The organism is Photobacterium japonica (assembly GCF_050337005.1).
Taxonomy (GTDB): Bacteria; Pseudomonadota; Gammaproteobacteria; order Enterobacterales; family Vibrionaceae; genus Photobacterium; species Photobacterium japonica.
Genome location: NZ_JAKJSN010000011.1, coordinates 56,287 through 73,787 on the forward strand (window position 1 = coordinate 56,287; position 17,501 = coordinate 73,787).

At 50.9% G+C, this 17,501-nt stretch carries 21 protein-coding genes; 13 read left to right on the top strand and 8 right to left on the bottom strand.

The window, feature by feature from the left end; genetic code table 11:
- Positions 1-8: 8 nt before the first annotated feature.
- The 5 genes from lptA to L4C36_RS03950 are packed head-to-tail and all read right to left on the bottom strand — an operon-like array spanning position 9 to position 3,549.
- Entirely contained in the window at positions 9-506 is a 498-nt protein-coding gene (gene lptA, locus L4C36_RS03930) for a lipopolysaccharide transport periplasmic protein LptA (protein ID WP_428476483.1), read from the bottom strand.
- A complete protein-coding gene (lptC, locus tag L4C36_RS03935) occupies positions 493-1,050 on the bottom strand; it encodes an LPS export ABC transporter periplasmic protein LptC (RefSeq protein ID WP_428476484.1) in 558 nt (185 codons plus the stop codon). The genes lptA and lptC overlap by 14 nt, the downstream gene beginning before the upstream one ends.
- Positions 1,047-1,598, bottom strand: coding sequence for a 3-deoxy-manno-octulosonate-8-phosphatase KdsC (kdsC, locus tag L4C36_RS03940; RefSeq protein ID WP_428476485.1), 552 nt, complete (start codon positions 1,596-1,598; stop codon positions 1,047-1,049). The genes lptC and kdsC overlap by 4 nt, the downstream gene beginning before the upstream one ends.
- On the bottom strand, positions 1,598-2,569 hold the full coding sequence (locus L4C36_RS03945; RefSeq protein ID WP_428476486.1) for a KpsF/GutQ family sugar-phosphate isomerase: 972 nt from the start codon (positions 2,567-2,569) through the stop codon (positions 1,598-1,600). Before L4C36_RS03945 ends, kdsC begins: the two co-directional genes overlap by 1 nt.
- Positions 2,570-2,583: 14 nt before the next feature.
- Positions 2,584-3,549: a calcium/sodium antiporter gene (locus tag L4C36_RS03950; protein ID WP_428476487.1), complete on the bottom strand. Its 966-nt coding sequence runs from the start codon at positions 3,547-3,549 to the stop codon at positions 2,584-2,586.
- Positions 3,550-4,017: 468 nt separating this feature from the next.
- On the opposite strand from L4C36_RS03950, the gene mlaF reads away from it, so the two are divergent.
- From mlaF to murA, 7 genes are all read left to right on the top strand, one after another.
- Positions 4,018-4,836 carry a phospholipid ABC transporter ATP-binding protein MlaF gene (gene mlaF, locus L4C36_RS03955; protein WP_428476488.1) on the top strand — a complete coding sequence of 273 codons (819 nt, stop codon included), beginning with the start codon at positions 4,018-4,020 and terminating at the stop codon, positions 4,834-4,836.
- A 3-nt stretch (positions 4,837-4,839) separates the two neighbouring features.
- Positions 4,840-5,622 (top strand): lipid asymmetry maintenance ABC transporter permease subunit MlaE, encoded by a 783-nt coding sequence (mlaE, locus tag L4C36_RS03960; protein ID WP_428476489.1) that lies wholly within the window; start codon positions 4,840-4,842, stop codon positions 5,620-5,622.
- 75 nt (positions 5,623-5,697) lie between these two features.
- Positions 5,698-6,174 (top strand): outer membrane lipid asymmetry maintenance protein MlaD, encoded by a 477-nt coding sequence (mlaD, locus tag L4C36_RS03965; protein ID WP_428476490.1) that lies wholly within the window; start codon positions 5,698-5,700, stop codon positions 6,172-6,174.
- A 12-nt stretch (positions 6,175-6,186) separates the two neighbouring features.
- Positions 6,187-6,834 (top strand): phospholipid-binding protein MlaC, encoded by a 648-nt coding sequence (mlaC, locus tag L4C36_RS03970; RefSeq protein WP_428476491.1) that lies wholly within the window; start codon positions 6,187-6,189, stop codon positions 6,832-6,834.
- Positions 6,827-7,138, top strand: coding sequence for an STAS domain-containing protein (locus L4C36_RS03975; protein WP_428476492.1), 312 nt, complete (start codon positions 6,827-6,829; stop codon positions 7,136-7,138). Before mlaC ends, L4C36_RS03975 begins: the two co-directional genes overlap by 8 nt.
- A 19-nt stretch (positions 7,139-7,157) precedes the next feature.
- Positions 7,158-7,415, top strand: coding sequence for a BolA family iron metabolism protein IbaG (ibaG, locus tag L4C36_RS03980; RefSeq protein WP_428476493.1), 258 nt, complete (start codon positions 7,158-7,160; stop codon positions 7,413-7,415).
- 10 nt (positions 7,416-7,425) lie between these two features.
- Positions 7,426-8,685, top strand: coding sequence for a UDP-N-acetylglucosamine 1-carboxyvinyltransferase (gene murA, locus L4C36_RS03985; RefSeq protein ID WP_428476565.1), 1,260 nt, complete (start codon positions 7,426-7,428; stop codon positions 8,683-8,685).
- 106 nt (positions 8,686-8,791) lie between these two features.
- On the opposite strand, the gene degS is transcribed toward murA, so the two are convergent.
- From degS to zapG, 3 genes are all read right to left on the bottom strand, one after another.
- On the bottom strand, positions 8,792-9,862 hold the full coding sequence (degS, locus tag L4C36_RS03990; RefSeq protein WP_428476494.1) for an outer membrane-stress sensor serine endopeptidase DegS: 1,071 nt from the start codon (positions 9,860-9,862) through the stop codon (positions 8,792-8,794).
- 172 nt (positions 9,863-10,034) lie between these two features.
- Positions 10,035-11,402 (bottom strand): Do family serine endopeptidase, encoded by a 1,368-nt coding sequence (locus L4C36_RS03995; RefSeq protein WP_428476495.1) that lies wholly within the window; start codon positions 11,400-11,402, stop codon positions 10,035-10,037.
- A 156-nt stretch (positions 11,403-11,558) separates the two neighbouring features.
- A complete protein-coding gene (zapG, locus tag L4C36_RS04000) occupies positions 11,559-11,993 on the bottom strand; it encodes a Z-ring associated protein ZapG (RefSeq protein ID WP_428476496.1) in 435 nt (144 codons plus the stop codon).
- A gap of 229 nt (positions 11,994-12,222) precedes the next feature.
- Here zapG and zapE point away from each other — a divergent pair, with 229 nt between their 5' ends.
- The 6 genes from zapE to L4C36_RS04030 all read left to right on the top strand — a co-directional run bounded on the left by zapE (position 12,223) and on the right by L4C36_RS04030 (position 17,456).
- A complete protein-coding gene (zapE, locus tag L4C36_RS04005) occupies positions 12,223-13,323 on the top strand; it encodes a cell division protein ZapE (RefSeq protein WP_428476497.1) in 1,101 nt (366 codons plus the stop codon).
- A 277-nt stretch (positions 13,324-13,600) separates the two neighbouring features.
- Positions 13,601-14,029, top strand: coding sequence for a 50S ribosomal protein L13 (rplM, locus tag L4C36_RS04010; RefSeq protein ID WP_428476498.1), 429 nt, complete (start codon positions 13,601-13,603; stop codon positions 14,027-14,029).
- Positions 14,030-14,044: 15 nt separating this feature from the next.
- A complete protein-coding gene (gene rpsI / locus L4C36_RS04015) occupies positions 14,045-14,437 on the top strand; it encodes a 30S ribosomal protein S9 (protein WP_428476499.1) in 393 nt (130 codons plus the stop codon).
- Between the two features lie 429 nt (positions 14,438-14,866).
- Positions 14,867-15,457, top strand: coding sequence for a ubiquinol-cytochrome c reductase iron-sulfur subunit (petA, locus tag L4C36_RS04020; protein WP_428476500.1), 591 nt, complete (start codon positions 14,867-14,869; stop codon positions 15,455-15,457).
- Complete coding sequence (locus L4C36_RS04025) at positions 15,457-16,722, top strand: cytochrome b (protein WP_428476501.1); 1,266 nt, start codon at positions 15,457-15,459, stop codon at positions 16,720-16,722. The genes petA and L4C36_RS04025 overlap by 1 nt, the downstream gene beginning before the upstream one ends.
- Entirely contained in the window at positions 16,719-17,456 is a 738-nt protein-coding gene (locus L4C36_RS04030; RefSeq protein ID WP_428476502.1) for a cytochrome c1, read from the top strand. The genes L4C36_RS04025 and L4C36_RS04030 overlap by 4 nt, the downstream gene beginning before the upstream one ends.
- Positions 17,457-17,501 lie beyond the last annotated feature (45 nt).

Consider the following 17,501-nt stretch of genomic DNA (forward strand, 5'->3'; position numbering starts at 1 on the left):
GGTTCTTCTTATTTCTTGTTCATCTGGTTAGGCTGCAAGATGGTCGTCACACGTTGTTTCTTACCGCTTTCAGCCACCAGTTTTTGCTCATCAATCTTGTAAGTGATGATCTTGCCTTTGATCTCGCTGCCTTCTTGGATCAATACAGCGTTATCCGTCATCTTGAGAAATTCGGTGGCGGTTTCGTAGCGCATCTTATTGGCGGCACCATCAATCGGTTTGCCGTCATCCATGATCTGATGGAAGGTGGCTGGCTTACCGTAAGCGTCGATGGTTTCCTGACTGTCTTTCCCTGTTTGGCGCGTAACAACCACTTTGTCGGCGCGAATATCAATGCTGCCTTGGCGCAGCACAACGTTGCCGCTGAAGGTCACGATATTTTTTTGAATATCAAGCTCTTGGTTGTCCGAGTCAATGTAGATCGGTTGCTCGGTATCATTGCTCAAGGCCCAGCCTGGGGCGCTGAGGCAGAGGCAAAGCAAGGTCGTCAGTTTATAAAGCTTCATATCTACCTTTTACATTGTTCAATAGGGTGGCGATGCTGCGGTCCATATTGCCTTTCATTCCCGTCCCTTCATTTTGGAAGGCGTCACCGGTAATGGTGACCTGATCCGGGGTATCAAAATCTTTACTGATCAGATCAAGACGCAGTGTGTCAGTCTGGATCACTTTTATCGCGGAGGCGGGCAGTAAGTTGAAAATGCGGACATTGCCCGTCATTTGCAGTACCTGCTCATTATCCAATCGCGCTTGATTGGCGCTGATCCGCCACTCGGTTTCCATCCCATCACGGTAAACCCATAACACGGGTTCGACAAAATCCGTATTGCCACTTTGACTGAAGTGCTCAAGGTAATCGGCATCAATCTGGTAGCTACGCAGGCCCGATTCGTTAAACGTGGTATTGCTCACCGCTTTACCGGTAAACATCGGTTTTTCTGCGTCTGGGCTTACCTGAATATCTTCCTGCCAGTGTTTCTCCAGCAGGTAGTAGCCGGTCCATGCACATACTACTAACAATAATGCATAGAGTAGCCGTTGTAAGGTCATATACTTAAGCCTTTATGTTTATCTAATTCTCCTTTGGCTTCAAGGATCAGATCGCACACTTCACGCACAGCGCCATAACCGCCGTTAATGCGGGTGGTAAGATCTGCGCGTTGACGCAGGAGAGGGTGGCCATCTGCCACACAGACGGATAAGCCGATTTGCTCCATGACCGGCCAGTCAATCAAATCATCGCCAATGTAGGCGGTGTGCGCAGGGGCAATCGCCAGGCTGCGACAAATCGCCTCGTACGCCGCGACTTTGTTGTCCTGTCCTTGGTAGACATGAGTAATGCCTAAGGCTTTCATGCGGTTTTCGACAATCGCGGATTGACGCCCCGTGATGATCGCCACTTCGACGCCGGCCGCCATCAGGCATTTGATGCCATACCCGTCACGGGTATGGAAGGTTTTCAGCTCTTCGCCGTCATTGCCCATGTAGATGCGGCCGTCAGAGAACACCCCATCGACATCGCAGATCAGTAATTGGATCGTGCGGGCACGGTCAAAGACCGCGGCATTGACGGGGCCATAAAGGGTCTCAACCTGCATCACATTACTCCTGCTTTCAATAAATCATGCATATTCAACGCACCCACTAACTGACCGTTGTCGGTCACCAGTAATCCATTGATCTTGCGATCTTCCATGGTTTTCAACCCTTCTGCCGCCAAGACGTCAGGACGGATTGTCGCCGGGTGACGGGTCATGACATCGCCAATCGCGGTGTTGTGGATATCAATTTTGTTATCCAGTAAGCGACGTAAATCTCCGTCGGTGAAGATACCGATTAATTGCTGCTCATTATCAATGATAGCCGTCATCCCCAATCCTTTACGAGAGACTTCCAGCAGGGCATCTTTGATGGTGTCGTGTTCACGGACAATCGGCAGACGCGCATCCGTGTGCATCACATCGCTAATGCGCAGCAGCAGTTTACGCCCTAGCGCTCCACCGGGATGAGAAAGGGCAAAGTCGTCAGCGGTAAAGCCACGGGCTTCCATTAACGCAATGGCCAACGCATCCCCCATGGCCAAGGTGGCCGTGGTGCTGGAGGTCGGGGCGAGGTTCAATGGGCAGGCTTCTTGGTCAACCGTAATTTGCAGGTGTACCTGTGACAGCTTAGCCATGCTTGATTCAGGTTTGCCGGTCATGCTGATGAGCGGGATCCCGACACGTTTGACGACCGGAAGCAGCGCCAGTATTTCAGAGGCTTCGCCCGAGTTAGAAATCGCCAAAATCACATCTTTTTTGCCGATCATGCCCAAGTCGCCGTGGCTGGCTTCACCGGGATGCACAAAAAAGGCCGGGGTACCGGTACTGGCCAGTGTGGCCGCAATTTTGTTGCCGATATGGCCGGATTTCCCGATCCCCATGACAATCACTTTGCCTTCCACGCCAGCAATTAACTGGCAGGCTTGCGTAAAACTGCCATTGATATACTGGGTCAGTTTTTGCAGTGCTTTGGCTTCAATCTCTATGACCCTGCGGCCAATATCGCAATAATCAAACGTTTCAAACATAGTCTAGCTCTCCATTAAGCGGCTAGATTATAAAGCAGATAGCCTTGATAGGCGATAAAGGCTGTCAGGAGAATCAGGCCTTCGGCGCGATTGATCCGGCGACGTTTCCCTAAAGCCATCAAGACTAACAAGACAGACACACCGAACATGACCCAGTAATCACGGCCCATGACATCCGCATTCAGGACATCAGGGTTGAGTACGGCCGGGATCCCCATCACCGCCAAAATGTTAAACACGTTGGAACCGATGATGTTACCGACTGCCATGTCATCTTCCCCTTTGGCGAGGCTGGCAATGGAGGCGGCAAGTTCTGGCAAGCTGGTGCCGACGGCGATGATGGTCAAGCCAATCACCAAGTCACTCATGCCAAAGTACTTGGCGATGGTGACGGCAGAATCAACCAGCATACTGGCGGCATACGGCAGTAAGACCAAACCGATCACGGTCCAGATCAGGGCGGCTTTATTGCTGACCCCTTCTGGGATCTCCGATTCTTGTTCGTCCGCGAGCGGGTCGCCTTCCGCTTTGGCTTGGCGGCTGATCTTTAGCATTACCAGCAAGAAGATGACAAACAGAAGAATCAGTAACACGCCTTCCCAGAAGCCGAGATAGTTATCCCACATCAACAGACCGGCAATGATTGTGACACCCATCATGAGGGGGAGTTCACGGCGAATAATAGCGGAGCTGATGGAAAGAGGCTTGATAAGGGCGGTGATCCCGAGGATCAAGGCAATATTGGCGATGTTGGAGCCCAGTACGTTACCGATCGCGGTGTCGGTTTTACCGTCAAGGGCGGCAGTGGCGGATACCACCATTTCTGGGGCGGAGGAGCCCATGGCGAGGATGGTCATCCCGATCACCAGAGGTGTCACACCAAAGTTTTTCGCAAGCGCCGCAGCGCCGTAAACAAGTCGATCTGCACTCCATACCAGTAATCCTAAACCGATACAGAGAAACACGATGGCTTCTAACATTGTCGTCCCTTATGTCATTGAGGTTGGCGATGGCTACGATCCACGAAGGGATCAGCGTTAAGCCAAGATGAATGAAATAGTTACACCTGTTTATTCAGGTATAAGTGATCAATTTTGACGGTTCACTCGATAAAAAGAAAGCAAAAGGGCAGGAGAAATGTGTGCGGGGGTGAGGTTTCTACAGAATGTGCGCCTTGCCTCGTCGTTAGGGGCATAAACGACTCAAAAGAAAGCAGAAGTCAGCATTCTGCGGGGGAAGCAGGCTACATCAAGCGAGGTTTGGAGGAGGCGGTGATGACGAGGAGGGGGCAAGAAATCACAGACTTCTTACAGTTCATGTCTTGAGTTGGTTGCATAATGTACCTATCATCAATGCAGACGGTTAAATGATTAATTCTATTCAATTAATACCATTTTGACGCTGTCAGACAGCATGGCTGACGGGCGGAATGGTGTATTAAGGGACGTATGGAGCAGACAGAGGCGCTGGTATCGATCCGGCATATGACCTTTTCGCGCGGGGAACGTAAGATCTTCGATGATATTACGCTGGACGTGCCCAAGGGCAAGGTCACGGCGATTATGGGGCCGTCAGGGATCGGGAAAACCACCCTGTTGCGCCTGATTGGCGGACAAATCCAGCCAGACAGCGGCGAGGTCTGGTTTGACGGCGACAATATTCCAGCCCTTAAACGACAGGCCTTGTACCAAGCACGTAAAAAAATGAGCATGTTATTCCAGTCCGGTGCGTTGTTTACCGACATGACGGTGTTTGACAATGTGGCGTTTCCACTGCGCGAGCACACGCAGTTATCGGATGATTTGATCCGTACACTGGTGCTGCTGAAATTAGAATCGGTGGGCTTACGGGGGGCGGCGGCATTGATGCCGAATGAACTCTCTGGTGGGATGGCACGACGTGCAGCGTTGGCCCGTGCGATTGCACTTGATCCCGATTTGATCATGTATGACGAACCGTTTGTCGGCCAAGACCCGATTACCATGGGGGTATTGGTGAAACTGATCCGCGAGATGAATCAAGCGTTGGGCAGTACCTCGATCATTGTGTCACACGATGTGCCGGAAGTGATGGGCATTGCCGATCACGTCTATTTATTGTCGGGCGGCAAAATTATCGGGCAGGGTTCCCCTGAAGCATTGCGGCAGAACCCGGATCCGAAGGTTAGACAGTTCTTGGACGGGGATGCCGATGGCCCGGTGCCTTTCCAGTACCCTGCCACGGCGATTGAGCAGGATCTGTTTGGTTTTGAGCACAAGGATCAGTAAGTCATGATAATGGATTTTATTGCCCAGCTGGGCCAGCGTGCCATGGCGCGTTGTCAAGCGGTGGGGCGAGCGAGCTTGATGCTCTATGGCGCCATTGTGTGCCGTCCGCAGCCCAAGAAAATGTTTCCGCTGCTGATGCGCCAACTGTACTCCGTTGGCGTGTTGTCGGTGGCAATCATTTTGGTCTCCGGCTTGTTTATCGGCATGGTGTTGAGCTTGCAAGGGTATATCGTGCTGGTGGACTTTGGTGCGGAAACCAGTCTGGGGCAGATGGTCGCCTTGTCACTGTTGCGTGAATTGGGGCCGGTGGTAACCGCCTTGCTCTTTGCTGGGCGGGCGGGTTCCGCGTTGACCGCAGAAATCGGGTTGATGAAAACCACCGAGCAGCTATCGAGCATGGAAATGATGGCGGTGGATCCACTGCGTCGCGTGATTGCCCCGCGTTTTTGGGCTGGGGTGATCTCCATGCCGTTGCTGACCATGATTTTCTGTGCCGTAGGCATTTGGGGCGGTCAGTTGGTCGGCGTGGAATGGAAAGGCATTGATTTAGGCAGCTTCTGGTCGGTGATGCAGTCCTCGGTTGAGTTGGGCTACGACATCGGCAACAGTGTGATTAAGTCGGTCGTCTTTGCGATCACCGTGACTTGGATTGCGGTGTTTAATGGTTATGATGCCCAGCCGACGTCGGAAGGGATCAGTCGTGCCACCACCCGTACCGTGGTGAATGCGTCATTGGCCGTCCTCGGTCTAGACTTTGTACTCACCGCGTTGATGTTTGGTAGCTAATGCTACACGTTAGCAGCGAAAGCGAATTGGCGTGGGTCAACATGACCGCGAAGCGGTAATAACAGGAATGTTCAGATGCAGCAAATGAGAAAAATCGAATTATGGGTAGGCAGCTTTGTACTGGCTGGGTTTGCTGCCTTATTGGTACTGATTTTTAAAGTCGCGGATGTGCAAAACATCGGGGGCGGCGAAACGTACCGTTTGCAGGCGCACTTTGACAATATCGGTGGCCTGAAAGTCCGTTCTCCGATCAAAGTCGGGGGCGTGACGGTCGGGCAAATCACCGATATCACCTTAGACAAAGACACTTACACCCCGTTGGTGACATTGGCGATTGATAAACAATACGGCTATTTCCCTGAAACCAGTTCAGCGGCCATTTTGACATCCGGCCTGTTGGGTGAGCAGTATTTGGGGATTGAACCGGGGTTCATCGATGACGATATTTCGATGCTCCAAGATGGCGATCTGATTGAAGACACTAAATCTGCGTTGGTGTTAGAAGACATGATTGGCCAAGTGATGTATAGCCTCAGCGGCGATAGCAAATAAGAGGATCTAAAGATGAGATTATTGCGATACGTAGTACTGCTTTTAGTGGCTTTGTCGCCATTAGGGGCAACAGCGGCACCGATTGCTCAAACGGATCCCTATATGATGATGGAGCAAGTGTCGACCAAGACCTTTGCCCGTTTGAAAGCCGAGCAAAGCCAGATCCAACGTAACCCTGAGTTGTTGCGCCAAGTGGTGCGCCAAGAATTGTTGCCTTATATCAATGCCCGCTATGCGGCGTATAAGGTATTGGGTCCACAGCTGAAGAAAACCACGGCGACACAACGTGATAATTTTGTCTCAGCCTTTACGGAGTATCTGATCGCGTCTTATGCCCAAGTGCTGACGCAATACACCGATCAAGACATCAAAGTTGAATCACGGAAAGCCGTTCCGGCGAACCGTACCGTGGTGTCTGTGCGTGTGGACATTGTGGATAATAAACGTCCGCCGATCCGCTTGGATTTCAAATTGCGTCACAACAAGAAATCCGGCCAATGGCAAGCGTTTGATATGGTTGCGGAAGGGATCAGTATGATCTCAACCAAGCAGAGTGAGTGGAGCGGCAAATTACGCACCGAAGGGGTGGATGCCGTGACCCGAGATTTAAAAGCCTTAGCGGCCAAACCGATCCGCCGTGAGGCGGAAAACAATGACTAAGCCGAAGATTGAGTGGCGAGTTCAGGAAAATGGTTATTACTGCTTGTCAGGGGCATTGGAACGTGACACAGTTCCAGCTTTTTGGCAGCAACGGCAAGCATGGATGCCGCAGGATGCACAGGTCACGCTTGATCTGGCCGCGCTTACTCGCGTCGATTCTGCCGGCATGGTCATGTTGCTGCATGTATACCAGCAGCTCCGCCAACAAGGCGCGGAGCTGAGATTTTTGAATGTGCCCGAGCAGTTATTGACACTGTTGCGCTTGAGTCACGTCGAATCAATGTTAGCGGCTTGCATCAAGTAAGTCGCAAAGAGGAAAACTTGTGGAAATCTCTGAAATTAAACACATTCTGGAAAATGCCCTCGCACTCGATGAAGTGATCGTCAAAAGTGAAGGCAGCCACTACGAAGTGATTGCGGTCGGCGCTATGTTTGACGGCATGAGCCGAGTGAAAAAACAGCAGGCGATTTATGCCCCGCTGATGGGACAGATTGCTGCCAATGAAATTCACGCCTTAAGTATTAAAACGTACACGCCTGCAGAGTGGGCGCGTGATAAAAAATTGATGTCGCTGTCCTAAGAGGTAAATGATGCAGAAGTTTCGAATCCAGGGCGGTGGTCCATTGTGCGGCGAAGTCTCCATTTCTGGTGCTAAGAATGCAGCGTTGCCTATTTTGTTTGCCGCTTTACTGGCGGAAGAGCCGGTAGAAGTGGCCAATGTGCCACAATTGCGTGATATCGACACGACCATGGAGCTGTTAAGCCGATTGGGCGCGAAGGTCACACGTAACAACGGATCTGTACATGTAGATGCAGGCCCGGTGAATGAGTTTTGTGCGCCGTATGACTTGGTGAAAACCATGCGTGCGTCGATTTGGGCGCTTGGCCCATTGGTGGCACGTTTTGGCCAAGGCCAAGTGTCACTACCGGGTGGGTGTGCTATCGGTGCGCGTCCTGTGGATCTACACATTCACGGCCTTGAGCAGTTGGGTGCGCAGATCACACTGGAAGAAGGGTATGTGAAAGCGTCTGTGGATGGCCGTCTGAAAGGCGCGCATATCGTGATGGACAAAGTCAGTGTGGGCGCAACTGTGACGATCATGTCTGCGGCGACCTTGGCTGAAGGCACTACCGTGATTGAAAATGCCGCGCGTGAGCCAGAAATCATCGATACCGCTGATTTCTTGAATACGCTTGGCGCGAAAATTACTGGTGCGGGCACCGACACCATCACCATCGAAGGTGTTGAACGTCTGGGCGGTGGTTACCACGAAGTGGTGTCTGACCGTATTGAAACCGGTACTTTCTTGGTGGCGGCGGCGGTGTCTGGCGGTAAGATTGTTTGTCGCAATACCCGTCCTTCGTTGTTGGAAGCGGCGCTTTCTAAGTTGGAAGAAGCGGGTGCGAAGATTGAGACCGGTGAAGACTGGATCAGTTTGGACATGACGGATCGCGAGCTGAAAGCCGTGAACATCCGTACTGCGCCACACCCGGGTTTCCCGACCGATATGCAAGCGCAGTTCTCGTTGTTGAACTTGGTTGCTAAAGGCACAGGGATCATCACTGAAACGATTTTTGAAAACCGTTTCATGCACATTCCAGAGCTGATCCGCATGGGCGCACGCGCTGAGATCGAAGGTAATACTGTGATTTGCGGTGATACTGACGGCTTGAGCGGCGCACAAGTGATGGCAACAGACCTGCGTGCTTCTGCAAGTTTGGTGATTGCGGGTAGCATTGCTGAAGGCGAAACCATCGTTGATCGCATCTACCACATTGACCGTGGTTACGAGCACATTGAAGATAAATTCAGTGCGCTGGGCATGAAGATTGAGCGCATTAGCGCCTAATCGACATCCTGACGGTTGAAACGAAAAAGCCTCGCATTCATTGCGAGGCTTTTTTGTGTCTGTTGATTGCTGAATGTGTGTCTTGCTGGGCTGGCTGAGGGCAGGGTTAGTAGCCGTTGGGCTCATCACCAATTTCCACCGTGAGGGTCTCTGGGTGCCCGTTACGCAGTACTTTCATGGTCGCTTCGGTACCTGGGCGCAGCTCGGTGACGATATCGAGCACATTACGGCGGTCGGTGACAGGTTTGCCGTCAATTTCAATCAGGATATCTTGCACTTTGAAGCCGGCTTTTGCCGCAGGACCGGTGGGATCCATGCCCATCACGATGATCCCGCGTACTTGGTCGGCATCGTACAGACGTGCCATTACCGGATTAATGTCACGCGCTTCGATCCCGATATAACCACGGATCACGCGGCCATCCGCAATCAGCTTGTTCATTATTTTTTGCGTTAACTCATACGGGATCGCAAAAGAGATCCCGTAGGTTTCAATGTCGGTTGCTTGCTGGAAAGAGGCGGTGTTAATGCCCACTAACTCACCACGCGTATTCACCAGTGCGCCACCGGAATTGCCTTCATTGATGGCGGCATCGGTTTGCAAGAAATCTTGGCGGCCATAGAAGCTCATGCCCGAGCGACCGGTGGCAGAAATGATGCCATAGGTGGTGGTTTGTCCGAGGTTGTACGGATTACCGATCGCCAGCACCACATCGCCAACGGCTGGGATATAAGCGGTACTCAGTGGGATCACGGGCAGGTTATCGGCTTGAATTTTTAGCACGGCTAAATCAGTACGTTGATCTTTACCGATCAATTGGGCGGTGAGAATGCGACCATCTTGCAAGGCAACGATCACTTGATCCGCTTCGGCGACGACATGGTAATTGGTGACGATATAGCCTTTGTTGCTCATGATCACGCCCGAGCCTAAGCCTTGGGTGCTTAGCTGCAAGCGATCATCGGCGTTATAGCGACGGTTATAAATATTGACCACGGCTGGTGAGGCACGTCGCACCGCGTAGTTAAAGGAGAGTTGCGTTTGGCTGTATTCAATCGGTGCAACTAAATCTTTAGGGCTATCAAACATTTGGCTGCGTAAGTCAGGGAAAACCACCAGCAGTGCAATGGCCGTGACGATACCAAGCAGAATGGATCGACCCAAAAATGCCAGCATGTATGCTCCCTTGAAGATTAAACCACCTATTATAGCCGACGAGAGTACCACTACCTCGGGCAGATACCAACTTCCACCAAATTTAATTCAGCGTAGAAGGTTATTTTTGCAGGGATAATTCACCGGGTCATGTTATGCCATGAAACAGGGCCCGGTGAAGCGTGCGAAAGGGTTAGCGGATGATCAAATACAGGATATTGCCTGCGCGTTTGACTTCCAGTGCCAGCACATTCGGGTTGCTGTCGAGGGCTTTGCGGAGCTCGCCCAGGTTGTTAATTGGCTGACGGTTGACCCCCAGAATGATGTCATTTTGTTGTAAACCGTAACGGGCTGCCATTGAGTTGTCCGTCAACTGGGTGACTTTCACGCCTTTTACGCCATCCTCCGCGGTAGTATTGGCAAATTCAGCCCCTGCCAGCCCCGGATGCAGGTTATCCGCTTTGACTTTGTTGACGGTGGCTGATTGCAGCATCACGGTTACGTCACTGTCTTTGCCGTCACGGACAATGCCTAATGTGGCTTTTTTACCGGCGCCCAGGGTCGCAATTTTGGCGCGCAATTCGCCAAAGGTGCGGATTTGCTTACCGTTGACCGACACGATGATGTCACCGGCTTTTAGGCCCGCTTTTTCGGCCGCGGAATTGGGCATCACTTGGTTGATGAACGCCCCGTGGTTGGTTTCATAACCAAAGGCTTCAGCCAGTTCAGAGGTCAGTTCGCCCCCTTGTACGCCTAATACGCCACGTTTAACTTCCCCGTATTCCAAAATCTGCTCGGTGAGGTTTTTCACCATGTTGACTGGAATGGCGAAGCCAATCCCGACGTTGCCGCCGTTCGGGCCAAGAATGGCGGTATTGATCCCCATGAGCTCACCATTCAAATTCACCAGCGCGCCACCGGAGTTACCGCTGTTAATGGCCGCATCGGTTTGGATGAAGTTTTCAAAGTTCTCGATATTCAATCCGCTTCGGCCGAGGGCGGAAATGATGCCAGATGTCACGGTTTGACCGAGGCCAAACGGGTTACCGATCGCCACCGCGAAATCGCCGACACGCAGCTGATCAGAGTCGGCCAGCGTAATTTCGGTCAGGTTTTTGGCTTCACTTAATTTCAGTAAGGCGATGTCAGACATTTCATCACTGCCAATCAGTTCGGCGGTGATCTCTCTGCCATCATGCAGCTGTACTAAGATTTTATCGGCGCCACCAATCACATGGTGGTTCGTCACGATATAGCCTTTATCGGCATCCACAATCACGCCCGAGCCTAAGCCACGGAAAGGGCGCTCTTGCACTTGTTCGTCCGGGAAGTCGGGGCCAAAGAAAAAGCGAAAGCTATCGGGTAGGCGCTGGGTCGACACATGTTTACCTTCAACGGCGATGCTGACGACGGCGGGCGTAACATGTTCTAGCATAGGGGCAAGGCTAGGAAGCGGTTGGCTGTTCACCGATTGGGGAAGGGCGGCCGTTGCCGTTAGTGGGGTAATAACAGAACTGATGCTGAGTGCGAGTGCACTACATACAAGCAAAGGTTTTTTCATTATTACTAAACTCCGATTTTCAAGTCCAATGACAGCCATAGTACCCTATTATAAGGGTTTAGCTGCATTAGCTCTGACTTGAAAAGCGGCGTTTAGTTCCTGCATTTAACACCCAAGTGCTTGAAATTCACTTGGGTGTCCGGTCACTCACGGGCGTTAGCTGGCCTTTGGGGCTTCCACTTCTGCGTCGTGTTGATCGTTGAACAGACCGGTTGCGCCATTGGCGTAATCACGGGGTTGATCTTGTGAGGAGTCCTTGGCAGCTTGGTTGCCTTTTACCGCTTCCAGTGTGCTGATACGACGGGCAAACGGATTATCTTGATCCGGCAGGTTGGGCATCAACTCCGTTGAGGTTTTCGCCATGTGCTCGTACAGCTTGCTGTAGTCTTTCGCTATGTTATCCAACAGCTCTGAGCTCTGTGCGAAGTGGTCGACTAATTCCTGACGGAATTGCTCCAACTCGTACTTTGACTTATCGAGTTCTTTTTTCAGTTCTTTTTGTTGTTTTAACCCCTTGTTGTTCAGGCGTGTGGCAAAGGCACCCACAATCGCACCTGCAAGAAAAACAAGAAGCGCATAAATCCAAGCCATGAATAACTCCTTTTGACTTTTAAGTAACAGGGGACAGTGACCATGGCAACCTGCTAAGCGGTCGTCTAAAAGTACTCAATGAACACTGACATTCCTGTTGTATAACAGAAAGATTAATGGGTGCTGAACTGGCATCCCGTTAATCGAATTTGTACAGATACTATACATGCACATCGACGTGCATGGTACTATCTCTGTCATTTCGGATACCGATTTGCGTGGAGCAAGGATGACCCCACAAGAAAAATACCAACACGACCTCCAACGTTGCGATTTCATTACCGATCCTGCGCAAGCCTTAGCGGTGCGCCATCTGGATGATCTTTACCATCGCTTACTGATGCCCATCCCGCCCGCGGCACCGCTGACATGGGTTGATCGCTTGTTGCGTCGCCCGGCGCCGCCCATGAGCACCGAAAAAGGGGTGTACCTGTGGGGGGGCGTTGGTCGCGGAAAAACCTACTTGATGGACACTTTTTTCGACTGCTTGCCCCTTGAACGTAAGCTGCGGGTGCACTTTCACCGCTTTATGCACCGTGTTCATGAGGAACTCGCGCAGTTGGATCAACAGGCTGATCCGCTGGAATGCGTGGCCGATCACTTTAAAGCCGATGCGGACGTTATCTGCTTTGATGAGTTTTTTGTGTCTGACATTACCGATGCCATGATCCTCGGCACCTTGTTTGAAGCGTTGTTTGCCCGAGGGATCACGTTGGTCGCGACGTCGAATATTCCCCCGAACGATCTCTACCGAAATGGCTTACAGCGGGCCCGCTTTTTACCGGCCATTGCACTCTTGGAGGCGAACTGCGAGGTGCTGAATATCGACTCTGGCATCGATTATCGATTAAGAACGTTAGAACAAGCAGAAATCTATCATTATCCACTGGATGCGCAGGCTGAGCGTAACATCGCGCAATACTTTGAACAGCTCACTGTTGCCCCGCGCCATACCAATAAAACCATCACTATCCATCACCGTGACATCCCGACCCGCCATGAGGCGCGCGGCGTGGTGCACTTTGATTTTGCCACCTTATGCCAAGGGGCACGCAGTCAGACCGATTACATGGAGATCGCCCAGTTGTATCACACTGTATTGTTGTCAGAGGTGCAGCAAATGGGGGAAGACGAGAGTGACGCGGCGAGGCGTTTCATTGCATTGATTGATGAATTTTACGAGCGTAATGTGACGGTAATTCTGTCTGCGGAAGTGCATTGGGAACAGTTATATATTGGTCAACGGTTGGCGTTTGAGTTCCAACGCTGCTGTTCCCGTTTGGTGGAAATGCAAAGTCATGATTACTTAGCGCAACCCCACTTGGGGTAGGGGATAAACAGGTTTAGTCCGTCTAAATGGAGATAAAAACCCTGAGATAAGCCCGCTTTTTAGCTCTAAATGGATGAAAGAGAAAAAATCTGATTTTTTTTTCAAAAAAAGGTGATTTTTTCTCCACCCTTCCCTATAATCTTGCGACCCACCGTACCTGTATCGGCAGAAGCCGAGAGTGCCAACCACTCGAAGGGGTGATGACTGGGGCTCTGTACAGATGGAGCATATTCTGCTCCTGTAAAGTGAAACTATTTAATTTTGGGTAATAATTAGCATGAAAACTTTCGTTGCTAAACCAGAAACCGTAAAACGTGACTGGTATGTTGTTGACGCTGAAGGCAAAACTCTTGGTCGTCTAGCAACTGAAATCGCATCTCGTCTACGTGGCAAGCACAAGCCGGAGTACACTCCGCACGTTGACACTGGTGACTACATCGTAGTTATCAATGCTGAGAAAGTAGCAGTAACTGGTGCAAAGCGTACAGATAAAATGTACCACCACCACACTGGCTTCATCGGCGGCCTTAAGTCAATCAGCTTTGATAAGCTAATTGCTAAGAAACCAGAAATGGTTATTGAAACTGCTGTTAAAGGCATGCTTCCTAAAGGTCCTCTAGGCCGTGCAATGTACCGTAAGCTTAAAGTTTACGCTGGTACTCAGCACAACCACGCTGCACAGCAGCCTAAAGTACTAGACATCTAATTGGGAATTATGACAATGGCAGAGAATCAATACTACGGCACTGGTCGCCGCAAGAGCTCAGCTGCTCGTGTTTTCATTAAACCGGGTACTGGCAACATCGTAATCAACAAGCGTAGCATCGAAGAATACTTCGGTCGCGAAACTGCTCGCATGGTTGTTCGTCAGCCACTTGAGCTAGTTGAAATGACTGAGAAACTAGACCTATACATCACTGTTAAAGGTGGTGGTATCACTGGTCAGTCTGGTGCTATCCGTCACGGTATCACTCGTGCTCTTATGGAGCTTGATGAGACTCTACGCCCAGCTCTACGCGCTGCAGGTTACGTTACACGTGACGCACGTAAAGTTGAACGTAAGAAAGTTGGTCTACGTAAAGCACGTCGTCGTCCACAGTTCTCTAAGCGTTAATTATTACGCGCCAGATTTTTCTGGTTACTGTGTACAGAAAGCTCAACCTTCGGGTTGGGCTTTTTTTTGTCTCTTTATTTGTCTTTTTACATTCTCGCAACAATGTCGCCTTTGTCGGGGTATGCACTATGCCTTGCACCGATGGCTGAAAATGACAAAAACGCCCCCATCAACAGTTGTTTGTAACCCACTTTAAAACAAAAAGAACATACCTCTCACATTTGTTGCCAAAAGGTAGCTTTATCTTGTCAAAAAGTAGGCTTTTCTTTATCATTTGGTGTGATAAGCAACAGTTATAAAGCGCCTTGAGTCTGCCAAGATTGCAGGCTCGTCTGTTGCTTTTTTTCGTTGAAAGTTAGCCGCAAGAGCTCCAGGGACGCATAAGGACATAAATAAGAATCCGAGCGGGAGCACATGGGAGAATGTTGGATGAGCAATGCGCCAGTAAGTAAGGGCCGACGCCGCTTCCTGACTGCGACGACTTCGGTTGTTGGAGGCTTAGGGGCCGCTGCGGTCGCTGTGCCTTTTATCAAATCATGGAATCCGAGCGCCAAAGCGAAGGCTGCTGGGGCACCTGTCGAAGTTGATATTAGCAAGTTAGAAGATGGGCAAATGGTCCGCGTTGAATGGCGAGGCAAACCGGTATGGGTTGTCCGTCGTAGTGACGCTATCTTGAGTGAGTTAGGCGGCCATAATGGTCAACTCCGTGATCCGTCCTCGACGGAACCACAGCAGCCTAATTACGCCCAAAATGAATTTCGTTCCGTTAAGCCGGAAATCTTTTTAGCCGTGGGGATCTGTACTCACCTCGGCTGTTCCCCTACCTATTTACCGGACTCGTTCACTGAGCAAGTGAATGGGGTCTCGGCCGGTTTCTTCTGTCCGTGTCATGGTTCTAAATTTGATATGGCAGGGCGCGTTTTTGCAGGCGTACCCGCGCCACTTAACCTGGTTGTCCCTCCGCATGTTTTTGTGGATGACAATACCATTTTAGTGGGTGTCGATGAGGAGGCCGTGTAATGCAAGCATTAGCAGGATGGATTGAAAAACGTCTGCCAGTGATGAATGCCTATAAAAAGCATTTGTCGGAATACCCGATGCCGAAGAACTTCAACTTTTGGTATCTGTTTGGATCGCTGGCGATGTTGGTGTTGGTGAATCAGATCCTGACTGGGATTTGGCTGACCATGAACTATGTGCCGTCAGGTGAGGGGGCGTTTGCCTCTGTGGAATACATCATGCGTGATGTCGAGTACGGTTGGTTATTGCGTTATATGCATTCGACTGGGGCCTCGGCATTTTTTGTGGTGGTGTACCTGCATATGTACCGAGGGTTGATCTACGGCTCTTACCAGAAACCCCGTGAGCTGTTGTGGCTGTTCGGGATGTTGATCTTCTTGGTATTGATGGCAGAAGCCTTTATGGGTTACTTACTGCCTTGGGGCCAGATGTCTTACTGGGGCGCACAGGTGATCATTTCCCTGTTTGGTGCCATTCCGGTGATCGGTGATGATCTGACATTGTGGATCCGCGGTGACTATGTGATCTCCGGCGCGACCCTCAACCGTTTCTTTGCCTTACACGTGATTGCGTTGCCGATTGTCCTCTTACTCTTGGTGGTATTGCACGTCTTGGCGTTGCACGAAGTGGGCTCCAATAACCCGGATGGGATTGAGACCAAGCTGCCAAAAGGCGCCAAAGGTGACGACTACAAAACCCAGTTCTCGTTCCATGAGTACTACAGCAAGAAGTACGACATCATTGACTCAGTTCCTTTCCACCCTTACGGGACGGTGAAGGATTTGGTCGGGGTGGCGATCTTTGCCTTCTTGTTTAGCTACGTGATCTTCTTTAACCCAGAAATGGGCGGTTACTTCCTTGAGCCACCTAACTTTGAAGCCGCGAACCCGTTGAAAACCCCTGAGCATATTGCGCCAGTGTGGTATTTCACCCCGTTCTACGCCATTTTGCGTGCGGTGCCGGATAAGTTACTCGGGGTCATTGCGATGGGCGCGTCCATTGTGGTGCTGTTCCTGTTGCCGTGGCTTGATCGCTGTAAAGTGCGTTCATACCGTTACCGTAGCAAGTTGCACCTGGCGAATATTGTCCAGTTCACGATCAGCTTCGTGGCGTTGGGTATTCTAGGCGCACTGCCTGCGACCGCGACTTACACGTTGCTGGCGCAGATCTTCAGCTTCCTATACTTCATGTTCTTCGTTTTACTGTTCTTCTACAGTAAAAACGAGCCGACGAAACCGCTACCAGAGAGGGTGACATTCAAATGAAAAAGTTGATGATGATCCTTTTTGCTTTGCTGCCATCTTTGGCGATGGCGGCCGGCCCGTCGGTGCCGCTGGATCCGGCCAATAATGATTTGGCCGATAAAGCCTCGTTGCAGCGCGGTGCGCAAACTTTCATGAACTACTGCTTTGGCTGTCATGCCACGCAGTACCAGCGTTATGAACGTATCGCGATGGATCTGGATATTCCGGCGGCGTTGATGAAAGAGCATTTAATCTTTGATCCGAATGCCAAAATCGGGGATTTGATGGTCAATGCCATTCCAACGGAGTACGCCGCAGCCTCGTTCGGTGCACCGGCCCCAGATCTGACCATGGTGGCACGGGTACGCGGAACAGATTGGCTGTACACGTATCTGCGTTCGTTCTATGCCGATCCAAGTCGTCCCTTTGGGGTGAACAATGTGGTGTTCCCAAGCGTGGGGATGCCGCATGTACTCGAAGAGTTGCAAGGGGTGCCGAGCAAAGTCTACGAGACCCGCTTGGTGGATGGCGAAGAAATCCAAGAATATGTTGGGATCAAATCAGATGGCACAGGGGAGCTAAACCAGGAAGAGTATGATGAGGTCGTGCGTGACTTAGTCAACTTCATGGAATACGCCGCCGAACCAATGAAGCTTGAGCGTCAGCGTTTGGGTTATTGGGTGATGGGCTTTATCGTTGTATTCTTTGTACTAACATTACTGTTGAAGAAAGAGTATTGGCGTGATGTCCACTGATCGGGTAATCTAGTGGGTTAGATTCTCGCAATGGGGGCAGGCGCC

Excerpts from the sequence above, each read along its gene's own strand:
- mlaC (WP_428476491.1), top strand. The coding sequence starts at position 6,187 with ATGAGATTATTGCGATACGTAGTACTGCTTTTAGTGGCTTTGTCGCCA.
- mlaD (WP_428476490.1), top strand. The coding sequence starts at position 5,698 with ATGCAGCAAATGAGAAAAATCGAATTATGGGTAGGCAGCTTTGTACTG.
- kdsC (WP_428476485.1), bottom strand. The coding sequence starts at position 1,598 with ATGCAGGTTGAGACCCTTTATGGCCCCGTCAATGCCGCGGTCTTTGAC.
- L4C36_RS03950 (WP_428476487.1), bottom strand. The coding sequence starts at position 3,549 with ATGTTAGAAGCCATCGTGTTTCTCTGTATCGGTTTAGGATTACTGGTA.
- L4C36_RS03975 (WP_428476492.1), top strand. The coding sequence starts at position 6,827 with ATGACTAAGCCGAAGATTGAGTGGCGAGTTCAGGAAAATGGTTATTAC.
- lptC (WP_428476484.1), bottom strand. The coding sequence starts at position 1,050 with ATGACCTTACAACGGCTACTCTATGCATTATTGTTAGTAGTATGTGCA.
- L4C36_RS03945 (WP_428476486.1), bottom strand. The coding sequence starts at position 2,569 with ATGTTTGAAACGTTTGATTATTGCGATATTGGCCGCAGGGTCATAGAG.
- zapE (WP_428476497.1), top strand. The coding sequence starts at position 12,223 with ATGACCCCACAAGAAAAATACCAACACGACCTCCAACGTTGCGATTTC.
- zapG (WP_428476496.1), bottom strand. The coding sequence starts at position 11,993 with ATGGCTTGGATTTATGCGCTTCTTGTTTTTCTTGCAGGTGCGATTGTG.
- L4C36_RS03995 (WP_428476495.1), bottom strand. The coding sequence starts at position 11,402 with ATGAAAAAACCTTTGCTTGTATGTAGTGCACTCGCACTCAGCATCAGT.
- rpsI (WP_428476499.1), top strand. The coding sequence starts at position 14,045 with ATGGCAGAGAATCAATACTACGGCACTGGTCGCCGCAAGAGCTCAGCT.
- rplM (WP_428476498.1), top strand. The coding sequence starts at position 13,601 with ATGAAAACTTTCGTTGCTAAACCAGAAACCGTAAAACGTGACTGGTAT.
- petA (WP_428476500.1), top strand. The coding sequence starts at position 14,867 with ATGAGCAATGCGCCAGTAAGTAAGGGCCGACGCCGCTTCCTGACTGCG.
- degS (WP_428476494.1), bottom strand. The coding sequence starts at position 9,862 with ATGCTGGCATTTTTGGGTCGATCCATTCTGCTTGGTATCGTCACGGCC.
- murA (WP_428476565.1), top strand. The coding sequence starts at position 7,426 with ATGCAGAAGTTTCGAATCCAGGGCGGTGGTCCATTGTGCGGCGAAGTC.
- mlaE (WP_428476489.1), top strand. The coding sequence starts at position 4,840 with ATGATAATGGATTTTATTGCCCAGCTGGGCCAGCGTGCCATGGCGCGT.
- lptA (WP_428476483.1), bottom strand. The coding sequence starts at position 506 with ATGAAGCTTTATAAACTGACGACCTTGCTTTGCCTCTGCCTCAGCGCC.
- mlaF (WP_428476488.1), top strand. The coding sequence starts at position 4,018 with ATGGAGCAGACAGAGGCGCTGGTATCGATCCGGCATATGACCTTTTCG.
- L4C36_RS04025 (WP_428476501.1), top strand. The coding sequence starts at position 15,457 with ATGCAAGCATTAGCAGGATGGATTGAAAAACGTCTGCCAGTGATGAAT.
- L4C36_RS04030 (WP_428476502.1), top strand. The coding sequence starts at position 16,719 with ATGAAAAAGTTGATGATGATCCTTTTTGCTTTGCTGCCATCTTTGGCG.